Source organism: Dyadobacter alkalitolerans DSM 23607, from assembly GCF_000428845.1.
GTDB classification, from domain to species: domain Bacteria; phylum Bacteroidota; class Bacteroidia; order Cytophagales; family Spirosomataceae; genus Dyadobacter; species Dyadobacter alkalitolerans.
Genome location: NZ_AUAS01000002.1, coordinates 100544 through 122268, shown reverse-complemented (window position 1 = coordinate 122268; position 21725 = coordinate 100544). Strand labels below are relative to the sequence as shown.

The window sequence follows — 21725 nt, the reverse complement described above, 5'->3', positions numbered from 1 at the left end:
GCTTCATAAACCACCTTATTACGCATTGAAATCCAGCGCGTAACAGGGCAGTTTATGCCATTGCTTAACGATCCACGTGAAACATTTCCGAAATCCCGCTCAGAGGCATCAAAAACCCACTTTTTTAGTCAAAATAAGGCAAGGCATTGTTTGGCAATGACTTAAACTTACAATATATTTGCATAATACTTGAACACTCAACTATTAATCAACAATAAAACAAATACTATTCAATTATATGTCAACCATAACACCATCATTAAAATTGTTCCTGAACCTTACCACAGTGCAGGCCTTGATTACCAAGCGATTCGATGCAAAACTGAGCAGTCATGGCATGAGTCTCAACGAATTTATGATTCTGTTTCACCTCGGGGAAGCGCCCGAAGAGAAGATGCGCCGCGTAGATCTGGCTGAAAAAATCGGCCTGACAGCCTCAGGAATTACCCGGATGCTGTCCCCGCTGGAGAAGCTGGGAATGGTGAAACGCGAAGCCAACAGCCGCGATGCACGGGTGTCTTATGTGAAACTGGCGAACGCTGGTAAGCGGATTCTTACCGACGCGACTGCCACATCGGAGCTTTTGTCAGAACAAATTCTTTCAACCGTAAGAACAAAAAAACTGGACGACCTTTCAAAAATCCTCGTGGAAATGGGCGGCACAATTGAATAGACGCGGGCCATAATGCATGCATATTCGTACATCAAAAAGAAAACCCGCCGCATTCCTTTTCAGCATCGGCGGGTTTCTGCGTATAGGGCTTGTAAAGGCAGTTTTACTTCGCTTTTCGCACGTAAATATTGCCATTCATATTCTTCATCATAATTTCGCTTCCGCCGCCATTGATCTTGCCTTTTACCCAGTCATCGATCGAAACCTTATACATTCCATCCTTGGACGAGCGGGTTGCCTGCGGAGCGCTTTTGTCCACGTCCACATCGAAGTCGCTGAATATTTCGCCCCGGTCTGATTTTAGTTTTACATTGAATTTTGCACTCGCCGGAATGGTCACATCCACGTTGCCATTCAATGTCGAAAATGCCATGGGCGAGGTGGTGTCGATGGTCTTAAAGTTAGCTTTCAATGTTCCGTTAATGGTATTCGCAACGGCCGATCCGGCAATGTTTGTAAGCGTAATATCGCCGTTCACATTTTGGATTTCCATCTCGCCGGACACGTTCTCAATGACGATGTCGCCGTTGTTCACAGTGCCTACTTTGAGGCCAAATTTCTGGGGCACTTTGATCTCTAAAAGCATGGTTGTGTTCACCATTCTAGTCGTTAATTTGACAACATTATGCTCTTCCGTTGCGGTCAGTTCGAGGCCTCCGTTTCGGGTGATCCGCTTCATGCCACCGGCTGCTTCGTCTTTGGGTTTGTCCGGCTTTTCGGAGCCCTTAACGACCGCGTCAATGACAACCTGGTTGCCCGAATAGCCCGTCACTTTGATGGTCCCGTTTATCAGATTGACTTGCAAAGATCCGGGTTTCGCAGGGTCAGTAAGCGGCACCACGAGTTGTTCTTTCGTTCCCGTCTGGGCCATGGAAGGACTCGTAAAACAGGTTAGCAAAGCGGCAATCGAGAGGGTCAATAATTGGTTGGTTTTCATTTTTGTTATGATTGTTTTTTAATATAAATATTCCCGTTGAATGTTTCAAACTTGTAGGTCGGGCCGCCTTTACCAATGCGGATCCTGGTTTCCGTGCTGAGTTTGTAGACGGTTTTATTGGGCTTGTTTTCTTCATTTTTCACCACTTTTACCGGTAGTGATTCTGTGTTTGGAAAGTCTGTATAAAATTCTCCGTTAAAGCTTTTGAACTGGCAATCGGCGGAAAAATCAGACGGATAGCTGATCTTGATATCGCCATTCAATGTCTTGAAATCCGATTCGCCCGGGGGAAGTGAAACATAGTCGGCGACAACATTCCCGTTAATGGTCCGCACGATCGCCGCACCTTTTGCATTCACCAGCGTAATGGCGCCATTGACATTGCTGACGCCTAATCTGCCCGTAACATCCTTCACATCCACATCGCCACCGTTTACCGTCGACACATGCAGGTTCATGGCATAGGGGACTTTTACAGTGAAATCCAGCTCAAAATCGTACTCGATCCCGGGGCCATCATTGTTACGTCTGCTGTGATTCGGGCGCGAGTCAAATGGTTCGGAAATGTAAGCCGTAATGCTGTCCGCTTTCTGATCAAAACTCAGTTTGAACTCCTGCTTTCCCTCATCTACGATGGCGTTGGTTTTGCCCGTAATTTTCTTGTCCACTTCAATCAAAACCTTACTTCCGTTATAGCCCTCCACCTTTATGGAGCCATTAATGTTGTAAATGGCCAGCACATTGGCCGATGCATTCTGCGATAGGGTAAACTCTTTACTTACATGTTCCTTAAATTCAAGCTTTTGTGCGGGCGCCTGGGTACAACAAAGCACCGCTCCCGCTAATAAGGGGATTGCAAAAAAATTCATAGCTAATAGTTGGATTATGGTTGTAATTTAAGATAAGTCCTTGATTGACTGCTCGATCTTGTTCTTGACCAAGTCATTTAATCCCTCTCTGTTTAGCAGCTTACGCAGTTCTTTCACAGAGCCTTTTTCCTGCAATTTCACCATCACATCGGCCAGCGCAACCTGAACCATTGGTGAATCCTGCACAGCCAGCGATTTCACCAGCCCTTCCCGTACCACCGCATTCGTGGCAAATTGCGTAAGCGCTTCCAGCGCCACCAGGCGCACATTCACATTCGCATCGTTGTTCAATGTTGAAAAAAGTGCGTCGATCACCTTCTCGTCCGCGTGGGTAATGTCGCTTGTATAGCTCACTGCACGCAGCCTTTCCGTTGCCGACGGGTTCTCGATCAGCGCCAGCATCATGGTGCTTTTCATCTGTTCGACCTGCGTTGCGAGCGTTTCGATTTGTTCTTGATATGCGCTAGCAGACACGTTGTTTTTGCTCGTCTTGTTGCCGATCACCCAGCCTAAACCCACCAGCAGCAAGCTGAATGCAACCTGAACAGACCATTGCGGAAGCGCAAAATCCCTGAGTTTTTCGATAACTGTTTGCCAAGAAAACGGCTTGCTGGTTTCCTCCGCGGCTTTGAAATTATCGAGCATGGCGTAAAAGTTAACCCGCATTTCCTGGCTTGGCTCCGGGACTTTCATCTTACCCAGACTTTCCCAAAGCTGCTTGTCAGACGTAAACGCCTCCTGGCATTGCACACATTCGGCAAGATGCCGCTCCATATTTTGTCTGTCCGCCTTGTCCAGATCGTTGTGAAGCCAGTCTTCCAATTTATCCTTTGCATGTTCGCAACGCATGTCCTTATCGTCTTTCATTTGTAAAGAACTTTTTTTTCAACTCACCCAAAGCTCTGTGCACCCGCACTTTCACCGTCCCCTCGTTAATGTTCAGAACCTTCGCAATCTCATCGTATTTCATTTCCTGGAACCGGCTCAGCACGAGCACTTCCCGGTAATCGTCGCTTAATCCTGCCATTGCTTTATGCAGGAAATCGGCATTTTCTTTTTTCTCAAATCCTTCGTCTGCCAATGTGCCTCCACCGATCTTATCGGCCATCTCGTTCACATCATAATGATCATCGGAGCGGTTTTGCCTGGCGGAGTCATTCAGGATATTCCTGGCCAGATGATACATCCATGTCCTGAATTCACCCTCACCCGTAAACGTGTGCTTGTATTTGAGCATCCGGTAAAATACATTCTGCACGAGATCTTCGCTCATGTCCCTTTTATGCGTCATATGATAAAAAAACGCAAACAAAGGGCGGTTGTACCGTTCGAAAAGGAGGCCCATCTTGTCCAGATCCCCGGCCTTAACCCTCAGCATGAGTGAATTATCTGTCAGCGTATTCAAACGGTTCGTCTTTTGTGGTGATCCTGATGTGGAAACCTGGCGTGAGGGAAAAGGTTACAGGAATTTATAAAAATAAATTTGAAAAATCCGTATCCATCTCTTTACTTATGTATTATAAACAAACAAGACCGGTTTCCCGGCCTCATTATGATCAGTATCAATGTCGTCTTGCACCCAATGAAGTTTATTCCGACCGCAGTGATTTTACCGGGTTCATTAATGCTGCCCTAACCGATTGAAACGACACTGTAAGCAGTGCAACCGCCACCGAAACCAGGCTTACCAGTGCCAAGGCCCACCATGAAACGTCAATTTTATATTCAAAATCTTCCAGCCAGCGGCTCATCAGCCACCAGGAAGTGGGCAGTGCAATCACGATCGCCACCACAACGAGTTGGAGAAAATCCTTCGACAGCAGCGCAACAATGCCCGCTACCGACGCGCCCAGCACTTTGCGAACGCCAATCTCTTTGGTCCGTTGCTCCGCCGTAAAAATCGCCAAACCGAACAGTCCCATGCAAGCGACCAGTATGGTTAATCCGGCAAAAATCGCTAATATCTTACCCGTTTTTTGTTCGGTTTTGTAAGTCTCATTAAACCTTTCGTCCAGGAATGAATAGGTGAAAGGCATGTCAGGTTTAAAGCTTTCCCACTGGCTTTTCATTTTGGCAAGCAGCCCGGAAACTTCCTTGTTTTTAGTCTTTATGATCATCCATCCACGGTCCTGGCTCAATGTCATCACAAGCGGTGAAATTTTCTCGTGCAATGATTTGAAATGGAAGTCTTTCACGATGCCGATCACGTGGTAAGCGCTGCCTTTGCCTTCGTTGTTCCTGCGTGAAAGCGTTTTGCCGATCGCATTATGCTGCCATCCCAGTGCTTTTGCGGCTGTTTCGTTCAGGATAACGGCGGTTGAATCCAGGCCATAAGCTTTTGAAAAATTGCGTCCCTGTGCCATTTCCATGCCCAATGTGGCCAGGTAATCGTAGTCCACTTCGTAACGGAGCGTTTTGAGAAGTTGCGAGGGATTGTCTTCCGGCGTGATCATATAATTGTTGTTATCAGAAGGTCCGGCAGGCACAAAGCCCGACAAGCTAACGTTGCTCACCCGCGAATCCCGCATCAGCTCATCCTTGAAAACCGGCATATTTTTGCCGAGCGCCCAGGCCGGAACAACCAAAACCTGGTCTTTTTCATAACCCAGTTTTTTGTTTTGAATAAATTTCAATTGCTGATAAACAACTGTCGCACCGACCATTAATGTGATGGAAACGAAAAATTGAAAAACCACCAATCCACTTCTTAGGCCAATATTTTTACCGGAAGAATTAAGTTTAACGGCCGCGTTACCGCCCTTGAGAACGGCAATGGGCTTGAATGAAGAAAGGAAAAAAGCGGGATAGCTCCCTGCAAAAATGCCAACAAACAGACCGAAAAACAGCAAAGCGGGAATCAGCGCGGGAAGTGCTTCTAGGCTGAAACCGAGATTTTTTCCCGAAAGACTGTTCAGCAAGGGTAAGCCGGCCAGACAGATAAGCCCTCCAAAAACCAATGCAATACCAGTCAGTAAAATGGATTCCATCAAAAACTGAGCAACCAGCTCAATCTTTTCCGATCCCATCACTTTCCGCACACCCACTTCCCGGGCACGCTTGGACGAACCGGCCGTGGATAAATTCATGAAGTTAATGCAGGCAATGAGCAGCATGATCACTGCAATGGCGCCGAAAATGTACACGTATTTAAGATCTCCATTCGTGCCCAGATCATATTGAAAATCGGAATGCAGGTGAATTTCGGTCAGGGGTTGCAGATAAAGGCCGAGGTTGTTTCCCTTCTTTTTGAATTCTGCAAAAGTAAGGCCCAGGGCTGTTTTAAGTTGTGGGCCCATGTATTTCTCCACGGTTTGCGGGAGTTTCGCATCCAGCTGCTTGTAATCGTAGCCCTCGGGCAAAAGGAGATAAGTGTAAAACTCCGAGATCATCCAGGAAGTCGATTTAGCATCTTCCAGTGAAGACATGGACGCCAGCATATCAAATTGAATATGCGAATGTACAGGCATTTCCTCCATTACGCCAGTTACCTTAAATGGCGTTTTCCAGTCCTTAAATGTGATGATCTGACCAACAGCATCTTGTTTTCCAAAATACTTCTCGGCCAGTTTTGTTGAAATAACAATTGTATTGGGCTGTATGAGCGCCGATTTTATGTTCCCTTCTACAAGCGGAAATGTGAAAACTTGCAAGAAATTGGAATCGACGAATGCAAGTTCATCGTCGGTGTAAATTTGTTGGTTGCGTAACACCATCGGAGCCCCTCCGCGTCTTAACCTGGTGGCTTCCAAAACCTCCGGATAATCAGCTTTGAGCGCGGCGGCGGTAGGAGGCATTACATGCGCTTCCTTCATCTCACCTCCTTGCATTATACCTTTGAAAACCACCCGCACGATCCGGTCGCCGTTTTCATGAAAGCGATCGAAACTGAGCTCGTCCAGCACATAAAGGCTGATCAGCAGGCAGGAAGCCAGCCCAATGGCCAGGCCGGTAATGTTGATAGCAGAAAATGCGCGGTTGCGGAGCAGGTTGCGCCAGGCGATTTTGAAATAGTTTTTTAACATAACAGCAGGAGAATGAGAGCGGGTTGTATTTTATTTTTATGGCTAACAGATCAGTACATTGTATAACATAGTTCTTTGTATAAAATATATGCCAATTTACTTAACGGCTCTTAACAAGCCATTTACACGCATATTGATTCTTCAAAATGTCCGCATTCGAACACTTTTCGTACGGAAATGATCAGCATTACCAAGGCTCGTGCAGCACGGCGCTTGGCGGTTCAGAGGAGCGTTGTTACATTTGATATATAGCAAATCACCCATGACAGAACTGGAAAACTATCTGCAATCTTATTTTGAGTTCGAGCCCGGCGATCTAACCACCGTCGCTTCTTTTTTTAAGCCGGAATTTGTCAAAAAAGGCGATTATTATCTCAAAACAGGAAAAAGTTGCGATAAATTAAGCTTCCTCCAATCGGGGCTGCTGCGGGTTTATGTGGATTTGGAAGATAGGGAAGTGACGCAATGGATTTCTTCGAAGGGTTATTTCATCACCGACCTTTCCAGCCTTGTTTTCGGAAAGCCTTCCCGCTGGAACATTCAGGCGCTTACAGATACGAAATTATATACCATTGATAAAGCCGATTATGACCGGATAGGCGACTTCGTTCCCAAATGGCACCAGACCGAAAAGTTGTTCATTGCGCATTGCTTTGTTATGCTGGAAGAGCGTGTGTTCTCGTTCCTGTCCATGACCGCCGAGCAGCGTTATAATGTGCTGTTCGAAAGCAGCCGAGAGATTTTCAATCAGGTGCCGCTGCAATACATTGCATCCATGCTCGGTATGACACCCGAAACGATCAGCCGCATCCGTCGTAAGCAGCTCATTTGATTTCTTGATATAGGTCAAGTGGCTTTGATTGGACCGACTATACTTTTGTACAGTCATTAATCAACCAGCCATTTGTATGTTTATAGGTCATTATGGATTAGCATTCGGAGTTAAGAAAGCAGCTCCTCAAATATCGCTTCTGACATTGTTCGTCGCCGTCGAATTTGTCGACATTCTCTGGCCGTTCCTGCTATTGTTTGATGTCGAGCAGGTGAAGGTTACGCCGGGCATTACGGTTGTTACGCCATTTGATTTCGTACATTATCCCTACACACACAGTTTGCTGATGGGCATTGTGTGGGGCGCATTGGCAGCATTGGTTTATTGGTTTTTCAAAAAAGAGACCAAAAGCGCTGTGATTGTAGGCCTCGCCGTGCTGAGCCACTGGTTCCTGGATGCCGTCGTGCACATTGCCGATTTGCCGCTGACTCCTTTTTCGGATATGAAAGTCGGAATGGGCCTTTGGAATTCGCTCGAAGGGACCCTGGTTGTAGAAAGCATCATCTTCATCATAGGCGTCGCGCTTTATTACAGGGGCACGAAGGCTATTAATAGCAAAGGAAAATGGCTTTTCTGGCTGCTCGTTGCCTTCTTTATCATCATCGATATCTTCAACATGTTCGGCCCGGCGCCGGAAGATTCGATCCCGATGCTATTCGTTTCCTTCGCTGTGTTGCAGTTGATCGTGCTTACATTGGCTCATTTTGTAGATAAGAACAGGGTTGCGGTTCAATAAAAAGGTCAGGACATTGCTCCATAGCAACGTGCCTGACCTTTTAACGCATTTACCTGTTTATTTCCCTTTGAAAACATATTCCTTACCGGGCTCAGTCGGGAAGTCGAATGCCACTTTTCCGGCTTTTACGATTGCGGTGCCCGCAGGAACAGGTTGAATGTTCTTATAAAATGCATTTGAATTTTCACCTTTCGCAGCCTTCAACGCAACTTTCGAAGCAGCCTTCATAGCCCCAGGAACGCCTATGCGGCAGTTTCCTCCCAGCTTGGATCGAACGATGAGCTGTGTGATTTTACCATTGGTCCAGGCAATGTCGAGCTCGAAACCGCCCCTGGCTTTCATGCCTTTTACTTCGCCGCTTGTCCAGTTGTCGGGGATGGCAGGAAGGATGTTGATGAGGCCGTCGTGGCTTTGGAGCAGCATTTCGGTGATGCCGGAAGTGCCGCCGAAGTTACCATCGATCTGGAAGGGTGGGTGAGCGTCCAGTAGGTTAGGGTAGGTCCCGCCGCCTTTTGCATAGTCGGTTCCTTCAACGCCTGTCAGTTTCAATTGCTCGCGGATCAGCTTGTAAGCATGATTTCCATCAAGTAGCCGCGCCCATACATTGATTTTCCAACCCTTACTCCATCCTGTGCCGCCGTCGCCACGCAATTCCATGGTTTTTCTGGATGCTTCTGCAAAATTTGGCGTCGTGATCGGGGAGATCTGGCGGCCAGGGAATAAGCCGAATAAATGTGAAATGTGACGGTGTTCCGGTTCTACGTCCTCCCAGTCTTTATACCATTCCTGCAAGTTTCCCTTTTTCCCGATTTGCATCGGGAACAGTTTGCTGCGCTTTTGAATAAGCATTTGCCTGTATTCCGCGTCGATGCCTAACCTTTCGGAGGCTTCGATTAAATTCGTGAAAAGGTCCCAGATAATGGCCATGTCCATGGTGGTGGCCACCGAGACCGAACCTTTGAAGCCTTTTTCTGTTAAGAAAATGTTTTCAGGAGTCGTGGATGGTGCGGTTACCAGGTTGCCGTCTTTATCCTCGATCAGCCAATCTAGACAAAATTCTGCGGCTGATTTCATCAAGGGATAAGCGGTTTTGGACAAATATTCTTTATCACCGCTAAACTGGTAATGTTCCCACAAATGCTGGCATAACCAAGCGCCGCCCACCGGCCAGTTGGCCCAGGAAGGGCTTCCGCTTACCGGATTTGTTGTTGCCCAGATGTCCGAATTGTGATGGAGCGTCCAGCCTTTTGCGCCGTAGAAATTTTTGGCTGTTTCCTTTCCTGTCACGGCAATGTCGCCAATCAGGTCTATTAATGGTGCATGCAGCTCCGATAGATTGGCCGTTTCTACCATCCAGTAATTCATTTGTGTATTAATGTTGGTTGTGAAATTGCTGCTCCATGGCGGGCGCACTTCACGGTTCCAGATGCCTTGCAGGTTGGCAGGAATTCCTCCGGGACGCGAACTGGAAATCAGTAAATAGCGGCCAAACTGAAAATAAAGCGATTCCAAACCTGCATCTTTCGCGCCCTCAGCATATGCTTTCAGGCGTTCGTCCATAGGAAGCTCCGTCTTGGGATTACCATTAATAACAAGGCTCACTCGATTAAAAAACTTCTGATAATCAGTGATATGGTCACTTTTCATGGCGTCGTAGCTCTTCGTTTGTGCTGCTGTCAGATATTTTTCTGCGATTTGCGACTCGTCTTTACCTTCTTTGTCAGGACATTTATCAAAACCATTGAAGCTGGTCGCCGCCGACAAAACCAGAATGACCTCGGTCGCGCCCGTGATGTGCAATCCCTGCACATCGGCAACGGTTTTGCCATCCGATTCCTTTACTTTCATACGCAGCTCAAACCGCATTCCCCGGCATTTGGAAGGATCATTATAGATCACCGGCTGCTCCATGGTCTGCATGTAACTGGGATCCGTGTGCGCAGGCGCCTGTCCCTTCATCGCCACCTGATCTTGCCCGATCGCTACATTATTATACACAAGCTGGCTTTGTGTGCTTGCAGTAAAATTCAACGCGCCCTTTTTGCTCGCTTTGAGTTTCACAATCATTACCTGATCCGGCGCTGAAATGAAGATTTCTCGACTGTAATCGACGCCGTTTATCGTAAACGAAGTGGAAGACAATGCATTGGAAATGTCCAGGTCGCGCTTGTAGGCGGTAGGTTGACCTTCAAAATCGTGCTTAATGACCAGATCGCCCAGCGGTTCGTACGATTCCGTGAAAATGCCCTGCAGTTTCTGGGTCAGCTCCTCGGCCAGTTTGTAATCTTCGTTAGCCAATGCCGTCCGGATTTGCGGGAGATAGTTCTTCGCATTTGGATTGGGGTTCGTGTTCACCGGCCCGCCCGACCAGAGCGTTTCCTCGTTCAGCTGGATGATTTCTTCATTAACCCTTCCAAAGACCATGGCACCAATGCGGCCATTCCCGATGGGCAATGCTTCATTCCAGTTTTTGGCAGGTTGTTTATACCAAAATTTCAGATCGGATTGCGCGAAGGCAATGTTGCAGGTATGAAGAAAAATGAATGTACATATAGAAAAGCGGAGCGCCCTTCCCGCACCGGAAAGTCGGATTTTGGTTAATCTCATAAATGGTTTTTAAAGTATTTCAATTGGGACAGGTTAACAAGATTGTATCGTTTGCATTCTACTATTCTATTTGAATTTTGTAACTTCGCTTCATGGCAAATTCAGAAACACTCGAAGAATTCTATCAGCACAAGTTTAATTGGCTGCCCGATAACCTCCAACAGGACATTGGTCATTTCAATGTATTTCGTTTGGAAGACTGTATGGGGCCAAATTCCGCACCTATCCAGTATAGCCGCAAGGATTTTTACAAAATTACCCTTATCCGCGGAAAGAACATTTACCATTACGCGGATAAAAGCCTCGAAACGGACGGTGCGACGTTGATTTTCTTCAATCCGCAGGTTCCATACACCTGGGAAGGCGGGCCTGACAGCATTTCAGGTTACTTCTGCATTTTCACAGAGGGTTTCTTTTCCGGTCGGATCAGGGACGGATTGGGTGATCTGCCGATGTTTACACCTGGTGGAAAACCAGCTTACTTGCTCAACGAGGCACAGGAAGCACATGTAGAAGGGATATTTAAGAAAATGCTGGAAGAAATTGACTCGGATTATCAATATAAATATGATCTGCTGCGCAACTATGTGACCGAAACAGTGCATTATGCAATGAAAATGCAACCCTCCGAGTCGCTGTATCAGCATCCGAATGCCAATTCCAGGATCACAGCCGTATTTACGGAGCTCTTAGAAAGGCAATTTCCCATTGAATCCCCGTCTCAACGTTTTACATACCGATCGGCTAATGATTTTGCACAGCAATTATCGGTTCATGTGAACCATCTGAACCGTGCCATCCGCGAAACGACGGGAAAAACAACCACTACGCACATTGCAGAACGCATTGCCAGTGAAGCCATTGCACTTTTGAAGCATACGAACTGGAACATTTCCGAGATCAGTTACAGCCTGGGATTTGAGGAACCTGCGCATTTCAACAACTTTTTCAAAAAGCAAACCAGTCAAACGCCCACTTCTTATCGCATTGTTTGAATTTTGCAATCATCTGTTTGAACCGCGCAATGCAGGATTTTACCCGGTAACCTAATTTTGTTTCATCAAATTAAAACAAACAAAAGAATGGAAACTGATAAAATTTGGTTCGTAACAGGTGCTTCAAAAGGATTGGGGCTGACATTGGTACAAAAACTCCTGGCTAATGGCTATAAAGTGGCTGCTACTTCGCGGAGCCGGGAAGATTTGCAAAATGCGGTAGGCAATGACAGCCCGCAGTTTCTGGCGCTGGCAACCGATCTGAAAAGCGAGGCGAGCGTCCAGGAATCGATTGAAAAAACCGTTGCACATTTCGGCCGCATCGATGTGGTTGTGAACAATGCAGGTTATGGTTTGGTAGGAAGCGTAGAAGAGCTTACCGACAGCGAAGTGCGCGATAACTTTGAAATCAATGTATTCGGCGTGTTCACCGTTATCCGCAAAGCGATGCCTTACCTGCGTGCGCAGCGCTCCGGCCACATTCTGAACATTTCATCCATAGGCGGTTTTATGGGCGGTTTCCCTGGGTTTGGTGCTTATTGTGCCACAAAGTTTGCGGTTAATGGCATGTCGGAGTCGCTGGCGGAAGAAGTAAGGTCGTTCGGCGTGCATGTAACGGTTGTGGAGCCGGGCTATTTCAGGACCAACTTCCTGACCGATTCATCCATTGGCCTTCCCAAAGTTCAGATTGAGGATTACAAAGAAGTGCGTGATTCCCAAAATGCGCACCAAAACGAAATCAACGGAAAACAGCCCGGCGATCCGGAAAAAGCAGCTGACGCTATGATCCGCATCGTAGCAGAAGCCAATCCACCTATGAACCTCTTCCTGGGCAGCGACGCCTTCGCCATCGCAAACGGCAAAATCGCCGCCGTCCAAAAAGAACTATCAGATTGGAAAGATCTCACCATTTCGACTGACTTTGAAGTTTAGGGCGGTTTGGACATAATTTACAAGGGGCAGGCTGCTTTGCAGTTTGCCCTTTCGTGTTATCACGTAGACTTCGAGCGGGCAGTATGTTTGAAGCCGCAGCCCTGATTAGTAAATTGGCAGAAAATAATTACTTTGCTGTTAAATTGGCATTCTTAAAAACGCAAAAAAACAGCACCGTAAACCTGCATGGATTATTTTCTCGTTTCGTTTTTCCTGATCCAGTACGTCCGGTCTTCATTGCAGACAGCCACAAGCCTTCCGGAATGGGACCGCAAATTGCTGATTGGCCGGTATACCAGTATCGCATTACTTGTTACGTATTATGCGACGGACACGCCGGACTGGTTTTCCTGGCTCTGGCATCTATTCATGATCATAGTCCTGCTCATTCTTTTAACTAAGGATGAGTTTCTGTCGATGAAATCGGTTTCGCAGTCGGTTGTCCCGTTTGTGGTCATTTCAATTATAAACGACCTAGTAGATCTGGTTGCTCCCAAATTCCACGATCAATATCACGACTTTCTGGACATTGCGGTCGCTTTCGCATTCATACTCTGCTTTGTGATCTGGTTCTATGCCCGCAAGCAGCAGAAAGTATTGTTAAAAGAACGGGAGGATCGTTTGCGTGAGGAACTGGCCAGTAAAGCACAAAAGGAATCATTGGAATATCTCGTTGCCGAGCGCACAATGGAGCTTACGGCGCAGAAAGAGGAACTGCAAAAGGCAATTGAAGACCTGAAATCTACGCAGAACCAGCTGATACAAAGCGAAAAAATGGCTTCGCTGGGTGAGCTTACTGCCGGGATTGCACACGAGATCCAAAACCCGCTAAATTTCGTCAATAACTTTTCCGAAGTCTCAGTGGAGCTTTGCCAGGAATTGGAAGAAGAAGTGGACAAAACTTCAATTGCGGACGAGGATAAGGATTATATCAAAGGCATCATCGCCGATTTAAGCCAAAACCAACAGAAAATAACGCATCACGGCAAACGCGCCGACTCTATTGTAAAAGGGATGCTGCAACATTCCCGCGCATCGTCCGGGGAGAAAGAAATGGTGGAAATCAATGCGTTGGCTGATGAATACATGCGCCTGGCTTACCACGGTCTGCGCGCCAAGGACAAAGAATTCAATGCAGCGCTGGTTACGGATTTCGACCCTACTATAGGCAAAGTGCTGGTCATGCCGCAGGATTTGGGAAGGGTTTTTCTGAATCTTTTTACCAATGCATTTTACGCCGTTGCGGAGAAAAAACGACTGCTCACAGAGGCTGGCACGCTGGACGATTACAGGCCGGAAGTCAAGATTTCCACCAAAATGTTTGCCGGTAAGCTTTATATAAGAGTGTCAGACAACGGCACCGGCATGCCGGAACATGTGAAAGCCAAGATATTCCAGCCTTTTTTCACAACCAAACCAACAGGCCAGGGAACTGGATTGGGCCTTTCCATGAGCTACGATATCATTACCAATGCGCACAACGGAACGCTGGATGTGGAGACCATTCCGGGGCAAAAGACAGAGTTTAAAATCACAATTCCTGTTGCCTGATTCAAACGACAGCTTATAGATTTGATATGAAAATACTTGTAGTGGACGACGAGGAAGACGTAAAGTCCCTTTTTGAACAAAAATTCAGGAAGGAAATCCGCAGCGCGCAGTTTGAATTTTCATTCGCGTTTTCGGGCGAGCAGGCTTTGGCTTTTCTTGCAGATCATCCTTCTGAGGTCGTTATGATCTTGTCGGACATTAATATGCCCGGTATGAGCGGCATTGAGCTGTTGAAGACCATCCGGAAGGATTTCCCCGCCGCGCCGCCGCAGGTAATGATGATCACGGCTTATGGCGATAGCAACAACCACGATCAGGCAATGCAGCTCGGAGCGGACGATTTCCTGACGAAGCCGGTCAATTTTGTTGAATTAAAAGAGAAATTGCTTAAATCCTTATGAAAGCCAAGATACTGGTAGTGGATGATGAGGCTGACCTGCAGTTACTGATCAAACAAAAATTCCGAAGACAGATCCGCGAGCAGGAATACGAATTTATCTTCGCCGAAAACGGCTTCAAAGCCCTCGAAGCACTTGCGCTGCATCCGGACACGGACATGGTGTTAAGCGACATCAACATGCCCGAGATGGATGGTTTGACGTTGCTCATCCGGCTTGGCGAAGTGAGCCCGATCCTGAAATCGGTCATCGTGTCGGCTTATGGGGATATGGACAACATTCGTACAGCCATGAACCGCGGCGCGTTTGATTTCCTGACCAAACCCATTGATTTCAAGGATCTTGAAGTCACCATGGAAAAGACGCTCACCTATGTGGCACAACTCCGGGAAACCCTGCGCGCCGTTCGGGAAAATGATATTTTAAGAATGTATGTCGACTCGTCCGTGCTGCAATTTATGACGCAGGATGCATTCGAGAAATCATTAATGACCAGCGAGAACATTGAGGCGACGGTCGTTTTCATGGATATGTGCGGGTTTACTTCTATTTCTGAAAAAGAGCCGGCGGATCTGGTTGTGAAGCTCATTAACAAGTATTTTGATGTGATGGTGAAAGAGATCATCGCGCAGGGTGGTCTGGTCGATAAGTTTATGGGAGATGCGGTGATGGCGGTTTTTCGGGGTGAATATCATTTGGACCGTGCCATCGAATCTTCGCTGGCCGTAAGAAACCAGATCGACAATTTTAAAGAAGAACCAGAAGGGCATACGGGCTATTTTCCTAAGGTTTCGATCGGAATTAATTCAGGCGAAATGGTTTCTGGGAACATTGGTTCTGCAGCGCTGAAACGGCTGGACTATACTGTCATCGGCGATGCCGTTAATGTAGCTCAGCGCTTGCAGAATGCAGCAAAACCCGGCCAGGTTTTACTTCCCGAGTCTGCATATCTTGCTGTAAAAGAGGCGTTTAATTGTAATCTGGTGGGGGAGGTCGTTTTGAAAAATAAGGCAAATCCTGTTAAGATTTACGAAGTTTTGGAATAGCCATGAATGTTCAGGAAGCAGAAATTTACATCGTTGACCAGTTTCGCCGGAAATTACCCGACACATTGTATTATCACGGCCTGCACCACACGCTGGACGTCACCAATGCAGCATTGCACCTCGCCAAGCTTGAAGGCATAACCGATCCCGAAGCACTTGACCTGCTCAGAACAGCGGCTTTGTACCACGATTCAGGATTTATGGTCACTTACCAGGGCCATGAGGAGGCTGGATGTGACATTGTACACCAGTCGTTGACCCGCTTCGGTTACAATGCGGATCAGATCGAAGTCATGTGCGGCATGATCATGGCCACCCGGATCCCGCAGAGTCCGAAAACACATTTAGAAAAGATCATTTGTGACGCGGACCTGGACTATCTGGGCCGTGCAGACTTCGAGCAGATCGCCGAAACATTGTATCGGGAGCTCAAAGTCCGAAATATGGTTGCCGACATTGAATCCTGGAATGCCTTACAAAAAACATTCATCAGCAGCCATGCTTACTGGACAGAATCCGCAAGGCGCCTGCGGGAAATTCCCAAACAGGAGCGTTTGAAAACCCTATTATAGGAGCCGCATTTTCTCGTTCTGCACGCGGATCCGCTGGCAAAGGATACGCAGCACGTTTCTCAATATCTCGTCACGCTCTTCCATCAGTTCAAAGAAATCTTCCTGATCGATGCGGAAAACGAGCGTGTCCGTTTCAGCAATTGTTGTCGCAGATCTGGGCTCCGTATCCAGCAAAGCGAGCTCGCCAAAAATCTCTCCCTTATCAAATAATGCAAGCTGTTTCTTGCCGTCGTAAATCCCGATTTGTCCCGTATATATAATGTACATGGAATCGCCGGGATCTCCTTTTGCAAAAATTTGCTGCCCGTCGCTGTAAGTGATTTCCTTCATGATCGGCGCGATGGAGCTCAGGACATTCTCGGGAGTCTGGGCGAAAAGTTGGGTGTTTTTTAAAACAATCACTCGCTCCATTTCCGAAATCTGCTGTGAAGTTTCTGCGTGTTTCATGGTTGTTGTTGTGAGATTAAGGCCTGTGGCTTGTGTATTCGATATGCCCAATTTCAATCGCGCCGCATCCCTGATGAGCCGGGAAGCGTGGCTTGTGAAGCTTTCGATGAGCGCAATTTCGTTGTCCGTATGGCTCTTGTTAATCGCCAGCGCAATGGTCCATTCGGTAAATAATTTTTCTTTCTGGGTCAGAATGTAAGGCACTAATGATACGCCCGATTCCTGGTTTCCCATGTATTGGCGCAAAGCTTCGCGTTTCTTTTGAATAGGGATGTTTTCAAACAATGCGTGCAGCGACGGATACAGCATACGCGGCAAAAGGCTCTCGATCATTTCAAGAGAATTAGCCCGCTTCTCGCGGGATGCATGCCGGATTCCCTTCCAGGCATTTTGCACAGCGTCCTTATCATACTGCATCATGAAAAGGTAAAAGAGACGCTGGCTTGTCAGTTCCAGTTCGTAATCCAGGGTGTTATTCCAGCGTTCATCCGCTTCCTGCTCGTCCATCCCGCTCAGGAGCATGGAGGCGTGAAACAATTCTTTTTCTACAAATTCAGAAATAATGTGCTTATAGTCAGCCATTAACGAATAGTTCGTCAATGCTTTCAATGCGTCCCGGTGAATATAAGTATCTATATAATCAGAATGCACTGAACTTTCTGAATTTACTAAATTTATATTATGGTAAATATTTTTAATAAGTTTAAAAAGTATTTGAAGTATAAATTCGTGTTTCGTTTTTTCGGCCACCTTTATGAGCGTTTGCATACGCTCGCGGGAAGGTTCATTTTGCAGCCATTCCTCCACAATACCAATGCCCGAGTCGCCGGATTTGATCAGCGACGCAACGGTTTGCCGGTTCAGAGAGCCGGTGAGAGATGGCTTCAATTCGCGTAAAAGTTGCGGGGAACCCACGGTTGCGGCTACTTCCAAAGCATAGTTTCGGACCTTTTCCGACCCACTTCGCAGGCACATTTTAACATACTCTTCATGTGCTTTCAGACCGGTACTTTTGACGCAGTCCAATGCTACCATTTGTGCCTGCTCATCCTCCGAAAGAAACAGTCTGCGTAATGTGCCATGGATCAGCGGCAATGCTTTTCCGGCCTCCCAGCTTCCCAGGATCGACCCCTTCACAATGTCCAGATCTTCATGCGAGAGGAATCGCGCCAGCTGCTCTTCCGTAAGCTGCGATTTGGACGCTGCAATCCTGACGGCCAGTGTCTGGCAGGCTGTGTCAGGTTCAGTCTCAATGTATTTTAAGAACGTTTCTGAAAGCTCCGGTTTTTCAAGTCCGGCCAGCGTTTGCAATGTTTTCAGGCGAACCGCAGAGACCGGATTTTTCAATAGGAAATCTACATTCTTACGAAACACAGATTCCTTATTACGGGCCAGCCAGTCAATCGCATTCAGCACTTCCTCTTTTCTTTCGCTCTTTAAATTTTCAGTGATAATGGGCAATGCTTCCGACGGCGAGGCCATTTCACCGCTGCGGATGAAACGCTTGCTGATGGCGCTTTTCAATTCCTGAATGTAATGGCCATAAGCTTTGCGAAATATGATCAGCGCCGCCACCGCGAACAGCAGGGAAAGGTCGAATGTGAGGCTGATATTGCTAAGCTTCTGCGTGTAAATGATCCATAACAATGCGCCGGCAATGAGCATACCCAATGGCTCAAACAGCCCCTTCGCCAATGTATGTCCCTTCAAGCGGGTTTTGGTGGAAAGCGGCTGAAACAGCACAAGGAAAACTGGGTCGAAAATGGTCCTTCTCACCAGTTCAAACAAAAGGTAAGCCGCACAATAATACACCAGCAGCGAAGGTTCATCCTTTCTGAAATACGACGATATAAGCAGGCCAAGCGATATAACAATGGTCGTCAGCGGCAATAGGAACAGCGTAAGCCTGACCCCGAACCGTTCCACCGTTTTGCCCGAAAAAATCAATTTTACAAACGTAGCAACGATATAAGTGGCTGCCAACAGGGTTCCCACGAACACGATCACATCGTGCTGGCTGTGGAATTTGTATTTGACATTCACAAAGAAATGATACTCAATCCACGTTGCGGCTGCCGCAACGAACACCATACCCAGACAAAGTGAGGTAAGGAGCTTATTTCCGCCAAAGTATTTTTCAATGATCTTGGAGTCCGAGGCGGTGATTTGTCTTGGCCTGGCGTGGTGCGGATTAGGAATTTCTGTAAACCGGAAAGTCAGGATCTGGGTGTAGAATGCGAGGGCAAAGAAGACCAGCGAAATGACCAGCAGGATCATTAAAACAGACGGAGAATGGATCAAAACGGCCAGAACAGCACCCAGCGCCTTAGCAGGCATATCGCCCGATCCGATGACGCTGAACAGCCTTTTGCTTTGGCGTACATCAAAAACCAAGGCCGATAATCCCCAGAATTCCAGGTTAATGAGCAGGTAAATGATCCGGTAACCCACCATAATAGCAATGGCCGTTGCAATGCCGCGACCCGCCCAGAGCAGGCCCATCACCACCAGAACCATCAGCAGTGACGACAGCATGGTGCCCAGGCTCAGCCTTTTCAGAAGCAAATGGTGCTCAAAATATTCATACACTTTTCCCGCCGCCATAACTGCAACCGCAGCTGCAACGTAAGCGATGGGCAGTGAATATTCGGGATGGTTTTCAAGCAGGAGCACGTTGGCCGAGACGTAAACCAGCGTTGTCCCGACATTGATAAAGAAATTATGAAAGAAGAAAAGGATCGTCTGGGGATTGATGGAACTGAAAATCTTGCTATTCTTAATCTGGGATATCATATGTTCGGAATGCTGTCGTCGCTTATGTAAATTAAACACTTATCCCCGCACGATCAAAACGGATGGACAGTGCGATAACCAAAGGCTGTGGGACTCGACGGCCTTTTTCCAGCTTTCCAGACTGATAATCATCACGTCTTTTTCAAGCAGGAAATCCTTTTCCAGAACATTCTCAGTGAACAGCGTGACCCGGTCGTTACCAAGTCCGTTTATGGCATCCAGCTCAGCCTGGATATCAGGCGATTGGCTGGCAGCATTGGTGGGATCCATGATGGTAAGCTTCACATTTTCATGCAACACAAGCTTTCTTACAAATTGGAACAGAACCTTGTCATCCGGTGAGAAGATCGGCACAAAGATATTGTCAATCCTTTCAAGCTTATTCTCGATCAAAATGCCGACCGGGATCTTTACCGATTTGATAATGTGCGTCGTGCGTTCGTCAAAAACACCCGAGTGGAAGAGCTTTTCCTTGCCCGTAATGGTGTCAAAAAGCCTTTCCCGACTGATCATTTTGGAGGTGAAACCCAGGATTTTACCTAAAAAGGTGCCTTCGAAAACATTGCGTCCGATCCCGATCATCAGCATGTCATAGTCTCCGCCATTGGCAGTTTCAATAATGTCGTGCTCGATGTCCTGCGATGGTTTCAGCACCGTCGCGAATGTTGCGCCCAGACTGGCCGATTCTTCGGTAATGGGCCGGAATGTTTCCCGCTGATATTCTTCGGTGTTGACCTGGTTCAGGTAACTGCTCGGCGAAAGGTGCAATGCCGTTATGTGGTGTGATTGAAGTTGTTTTTGTATAAAATGATAGGCAATGCGCATCATTTTTCGTCCGCCCTGAGGGCTTGCAAATGCGATCAGAATGGAAAATCTGGATTCTTCGATGGCTGTTTCCAATGCCTCTGAGTTATTTTCAGGCAGGAAACGGTCGATCAGGTCTAGGGCAGGGCCGGTCATACAAGTGGTTGCAAGAGCCATAATGACCATCATCGCAAAGATTTCAGGCGATAGTACGCCGATATCATAGCCAATGTTCAGTACAACAAGCTCCATAAGCCCGCGGGTGTTCATGAGGGAACCGATAATTAAGCTGTCACGCCAGGATTGGTTTACAAAACGCGCCGCAACAGCACTGCCGATAAACTTTCCGGTTGTCGCCAGAAGGATGATTAACCCCGTGATTTGCCAGAGGTAAGGATCATTCAGCAGGCCGATCTGCGTCCGCAAACCCGTAAAAACGAAGAATAACGGCAACAGCAAGACCATAGAAACGTCCTCCACTTTTTCGATGAACAGATTCCGGAAGCTCTGGTTCGCAGGCATAATCACCCCAGCCATAAATGCTCCGAACAAGGCGTGAATGCCGATGACCTCGGTGCAGTAGGAAGAAAATATCAGTACAAGAAAAAACAAACCGACCACCGGTTTCGTCAATCCTTCGCGGTAGGAATAATGGTCACCCAAGCGTTTCAGGACGGGTTTCAGCACTTTCAGCATGAAAAGAACATAGGCAGCAGCCAGGAGAATTGTATATATGGAGCTTACAAAATCACCTGCTTTGACAATAGCAATCACGGCAGCCAGAATGCACCATGCGGTAATGTCGTCGGTGGCCGCGCAAGTGATTACCATCATGCCGAGCTTTGTACGTGAGAGCCCCCGCTCCTGGACGATCCTGGCCAGAACCGGAAATGCCGTGATACTGAGTGCTATACCAATAAAAAGGGAGAAGGACAGGAAGCTGATGCCATCCGGCGCAAATTGTTGATATAAATAAAATGCAAGCCCTACACCCAGCGCAAACGGCAAGATAATGCTCGCATGACTGATCACGACCGCTTCCTGTGCCTTGGTTTTGAGGACTTTGAGGTCCAGCTCCATGCCAATGATAAACATGAAAAGGATCAGCCCCACCTGGCTCAGGAATTGCAAGTTACCCAGCGATTGCGTAGGAAGCAGAAATGTCGAGAACTCAGGAAAATACATGCCGAGCAACGACGGCCCGAGGAAAATACCAGCGGCTATTTCACCAATAACGGTAGGTTGCCCGATGGATTTACATATCCAGCCAAAAATCCGCGCGACCAGGATGATCGTGATGATCTGCAAAAGCAGGGTAGCGAGCGGGTGGGTCAGGTTATGACTGAAAGTGTCTGTGAACTGGTCCCAGGACGACGCTGTCGAAGCCGGGTTATTGGCCAGTAAGTCGGCTTTTTCCAGGGTTTGGCCTTGCCGGATAAAGAAATAAAGTAAAGCAGAAAAGGCACCAATTGTAATCGTGTAGAAAAGTATATTGCGAATGCTCTTCATC

The 21725-nt window shown here is 47.3% G+C and carries 17 protein-coding genes; 9 read left to right on the top strand and 8 right to left on the bottom strand.

Annotated features, from left to right (window positions below):
* Nucleotides 1–238 precede the first annotated feature (238 nt).
* Complete coding sequence (locus G395_RS0103650) at nt 239–673, top strand: MarR family winged helix-turn-helix transcriptional regulator (protein ID WP_026628837.1); 435 nt, start codon at nt 239–241, stop codon at nt 671–673.
* A gap of 103 nt (nt 674–776) precedes the next feature.
* On the opposite strand, the gene G395_RS0103645 is transcribed toward G395_RS0103650, so the two are convergent.
* The 5 genes from G395_RS0103645 to G395_RS0103625 form a co-directional block, all read right to left on the bottom strand.
* Complete coding sequence (locus G395_RS0103645) at nt 777–1610, bottom strand: DUF4097 family beta strand repeat-containing protein (protein WP_026628836.1); 834 nt, start codon at nt 1608–1610, stop codon at nt 777–779.
* A 5-nt stretch (nt 1611–1615) separates the two neighbouring features.
* Nucleotides 1616–2479 carry a DUF4097 family beta strand repeat-containing protein gene (locus G395_RS0103640; protein WP_026628835.1) on the bottom strand — a complete coding sequence of 288 codons (864 nt, stop codon included), beginning with the start codon at nt 2477–2479 and terminating at the stop codon, nt 1616–1618.
* 27 nt (nt 2480–2506) lie between these two features.
* Nucleotides 2507–3346 carry a zf-HC2 domain-containing protein gene (locus tag G395_RS0103635; protein WP_026628834.1) on the bottom strand — a complete coding sequence of 280 codons (840 nt, stop codon included), beginning with the start codon at nt 3344–3346 and terminating at the stop codon, nt 2507–2509.
* On the bottom strand, nt 3333–3857 hold the full coding sequence (locus G395_RS0103630; RefSeq protein WP_035360350.1) for an RNA polymerase sigma factor: 525 nt from the start codon (nt 3855–3857) through the stop codon (nt 3333–3335). The genes G395_RS0103635 and G395_RS0103630 overlap by 14 nt, the downstream gene beginning before the upstream one ends.
* 211 nt (nt 3858–4068) lie before the next feature.
* Entirely contained in the window at nt 4069–6501 is a 2433-nt protein-coding gene (locus G395_RS0103625) for an ABC transporter permease (protein ID WP_026628832.1), read from the bottom strand.
* Nucleotides 6502–6763: 262 nt separating this feature from the next.
* On the opposite strand from G395_RS0103625, the gene G395_RS0103620 reads away from it, so the two are divergent.
* On the top strand, nt 6764–7333 hold the full coding sequence (locus G395_RS0103620; protein ID WP_026628831.1) for a Crp/Fnr family transcriptional regulator: 570 nt from the start codon (nt 6764–6766) through the stop codon (nt 7331–7333).
* Nucleotides 7334–7409: 76 nt separating this feature from the next.
* Nucleotides 7410–8069 (top strand): metal-dependent hydrolase, encoded by a 660-nt coding sequence (locus G395_RS0103615; protein WP_026628830.1) that lies wholly within the window; start codon nt 7410–7412, stop codon nt 8067–8069.
* Between the two features lie 57 nt (nt 8070–8126).
* Here the strand turns inward: G395_RS0103615 and G395_RS28440 are convergent, their stop codons facing one another.
* Nucleotides 8127–10676, bottom strand: coding sequence for a glycoside hydrolase family 95 protein (locus G395_RS28440; protein ID WP_051349959.1), 2550 nt, complete (start codon nt 10674–10676; stop codon nt 8127–8129).
* A gap of 92 nt (nt 10677–10768) precedes the next feature.
* Here G395_RS28440 and G395_RS0103605 point away from each other — a divergent pair, with 92 nt between their 5' ends.
* The 6 genes from G395_RS0103605 to G395_RS0103580 all read left to right on the top strand — a co-directional run bounded on the left by G395_RS0103605 (nt 10769) and on the right by G395_RS0103580 (nt 16171).
* Nucleotides 10769–11671, top strand: coding sequence for a helix-turn-helix domain-containing protein (locus tag G395_RS0103605; RefSeq protein WP_026628829.1), 903 nt, complete (start codon nt 10769–10771; stop codon nt 11669–11671).
* An 87-nt stretch (nt 11672–11758) separates the two neighbouring features.
* The gene (locus G395_RS0103600; protein WP_026628828.1) at nt 11759–12604 is read left to right on the top strand and encodes an oxidoreductase; all 846 of its coding nucleotides are present in this window, start codon (nt 11759–11761) and stop codon (nt 12602–12604) included.
* 186 nt (nt 12605–12790) lie between these two features.
* On the top strand, nt 12791–14155 hold the full coding sequence (locus tag G395_RS0103595) for a sensor histidine kinase (protein ID WP_026628827.1): 1365 nt from the start codon (nt 12791–12793) through the stop codon (nt 14153–14155).
* A gap of 26 nt (nt 14156–14181) precedes the next feature.
* Complete coding sequence (locus G395_RS0103590) at nt 14182–14556, top strand: response regulator (protein ID WP_026628826.1); 375 nt, start codon at nt 14182–14184, stop codon at nt 14554–14556.
* Entirely contained in the window at nt 14553–15599 is a 1047-nt protein-coding gene (locus G395_RS0103585; RefSeq protein WP_026628825.1) for an adenylate/guanylate cyclase domain-containing protein, read from the top strand. The genes G395_RS0103590 and G395_RS0103585 overlap by 4 nt, the downstream gene beginning before the upstream one ends.
* 2 nt (nt 15600–15601) lie before the next feature.
* On the top strand, nt 15602–16171 hold the full coding sequence (locus G395_RS0103580) for an HD domain-containing protein (RefSeq protein ID WP_026628824.1): 570 nt from the start codon (nt 15602–15604) through the stop codon (nt 16169–16171).
* Here G395_RS0103580 and G395_RS30935 read toward each other — a convergent pair.
* Complete coding sequence (locus G395_RS30935) at nt 16166–19411, bottom strand: cyclic nucleotide-binding domain-containing protein (RefSeq protein WP_051349958.1); 3246 nt, start codon at nt 19409–19411, stop codon at nt 16166–16168. The genes G395_RS0103580 and G395_RS30935 overlap by 6 nt on opposite strands.
* A 39-nt stretch (nt 19412–19450) precedes the next feature.
* Nucleotides 19451–21724 carry a cation:proton antiporter gene (locus tag G395_RS0103570; RefSeq protein ID WP_026628822.1) on the bottom strand — a complete coding sequence of 758 codons (2274 nt, stop codon included), beginning with the start codon at nt 21722–21724 and terminating at the stop codon, nt 19451–19453.
* Nucleotide 21725 lies beyond the last annotated feature (1 nt).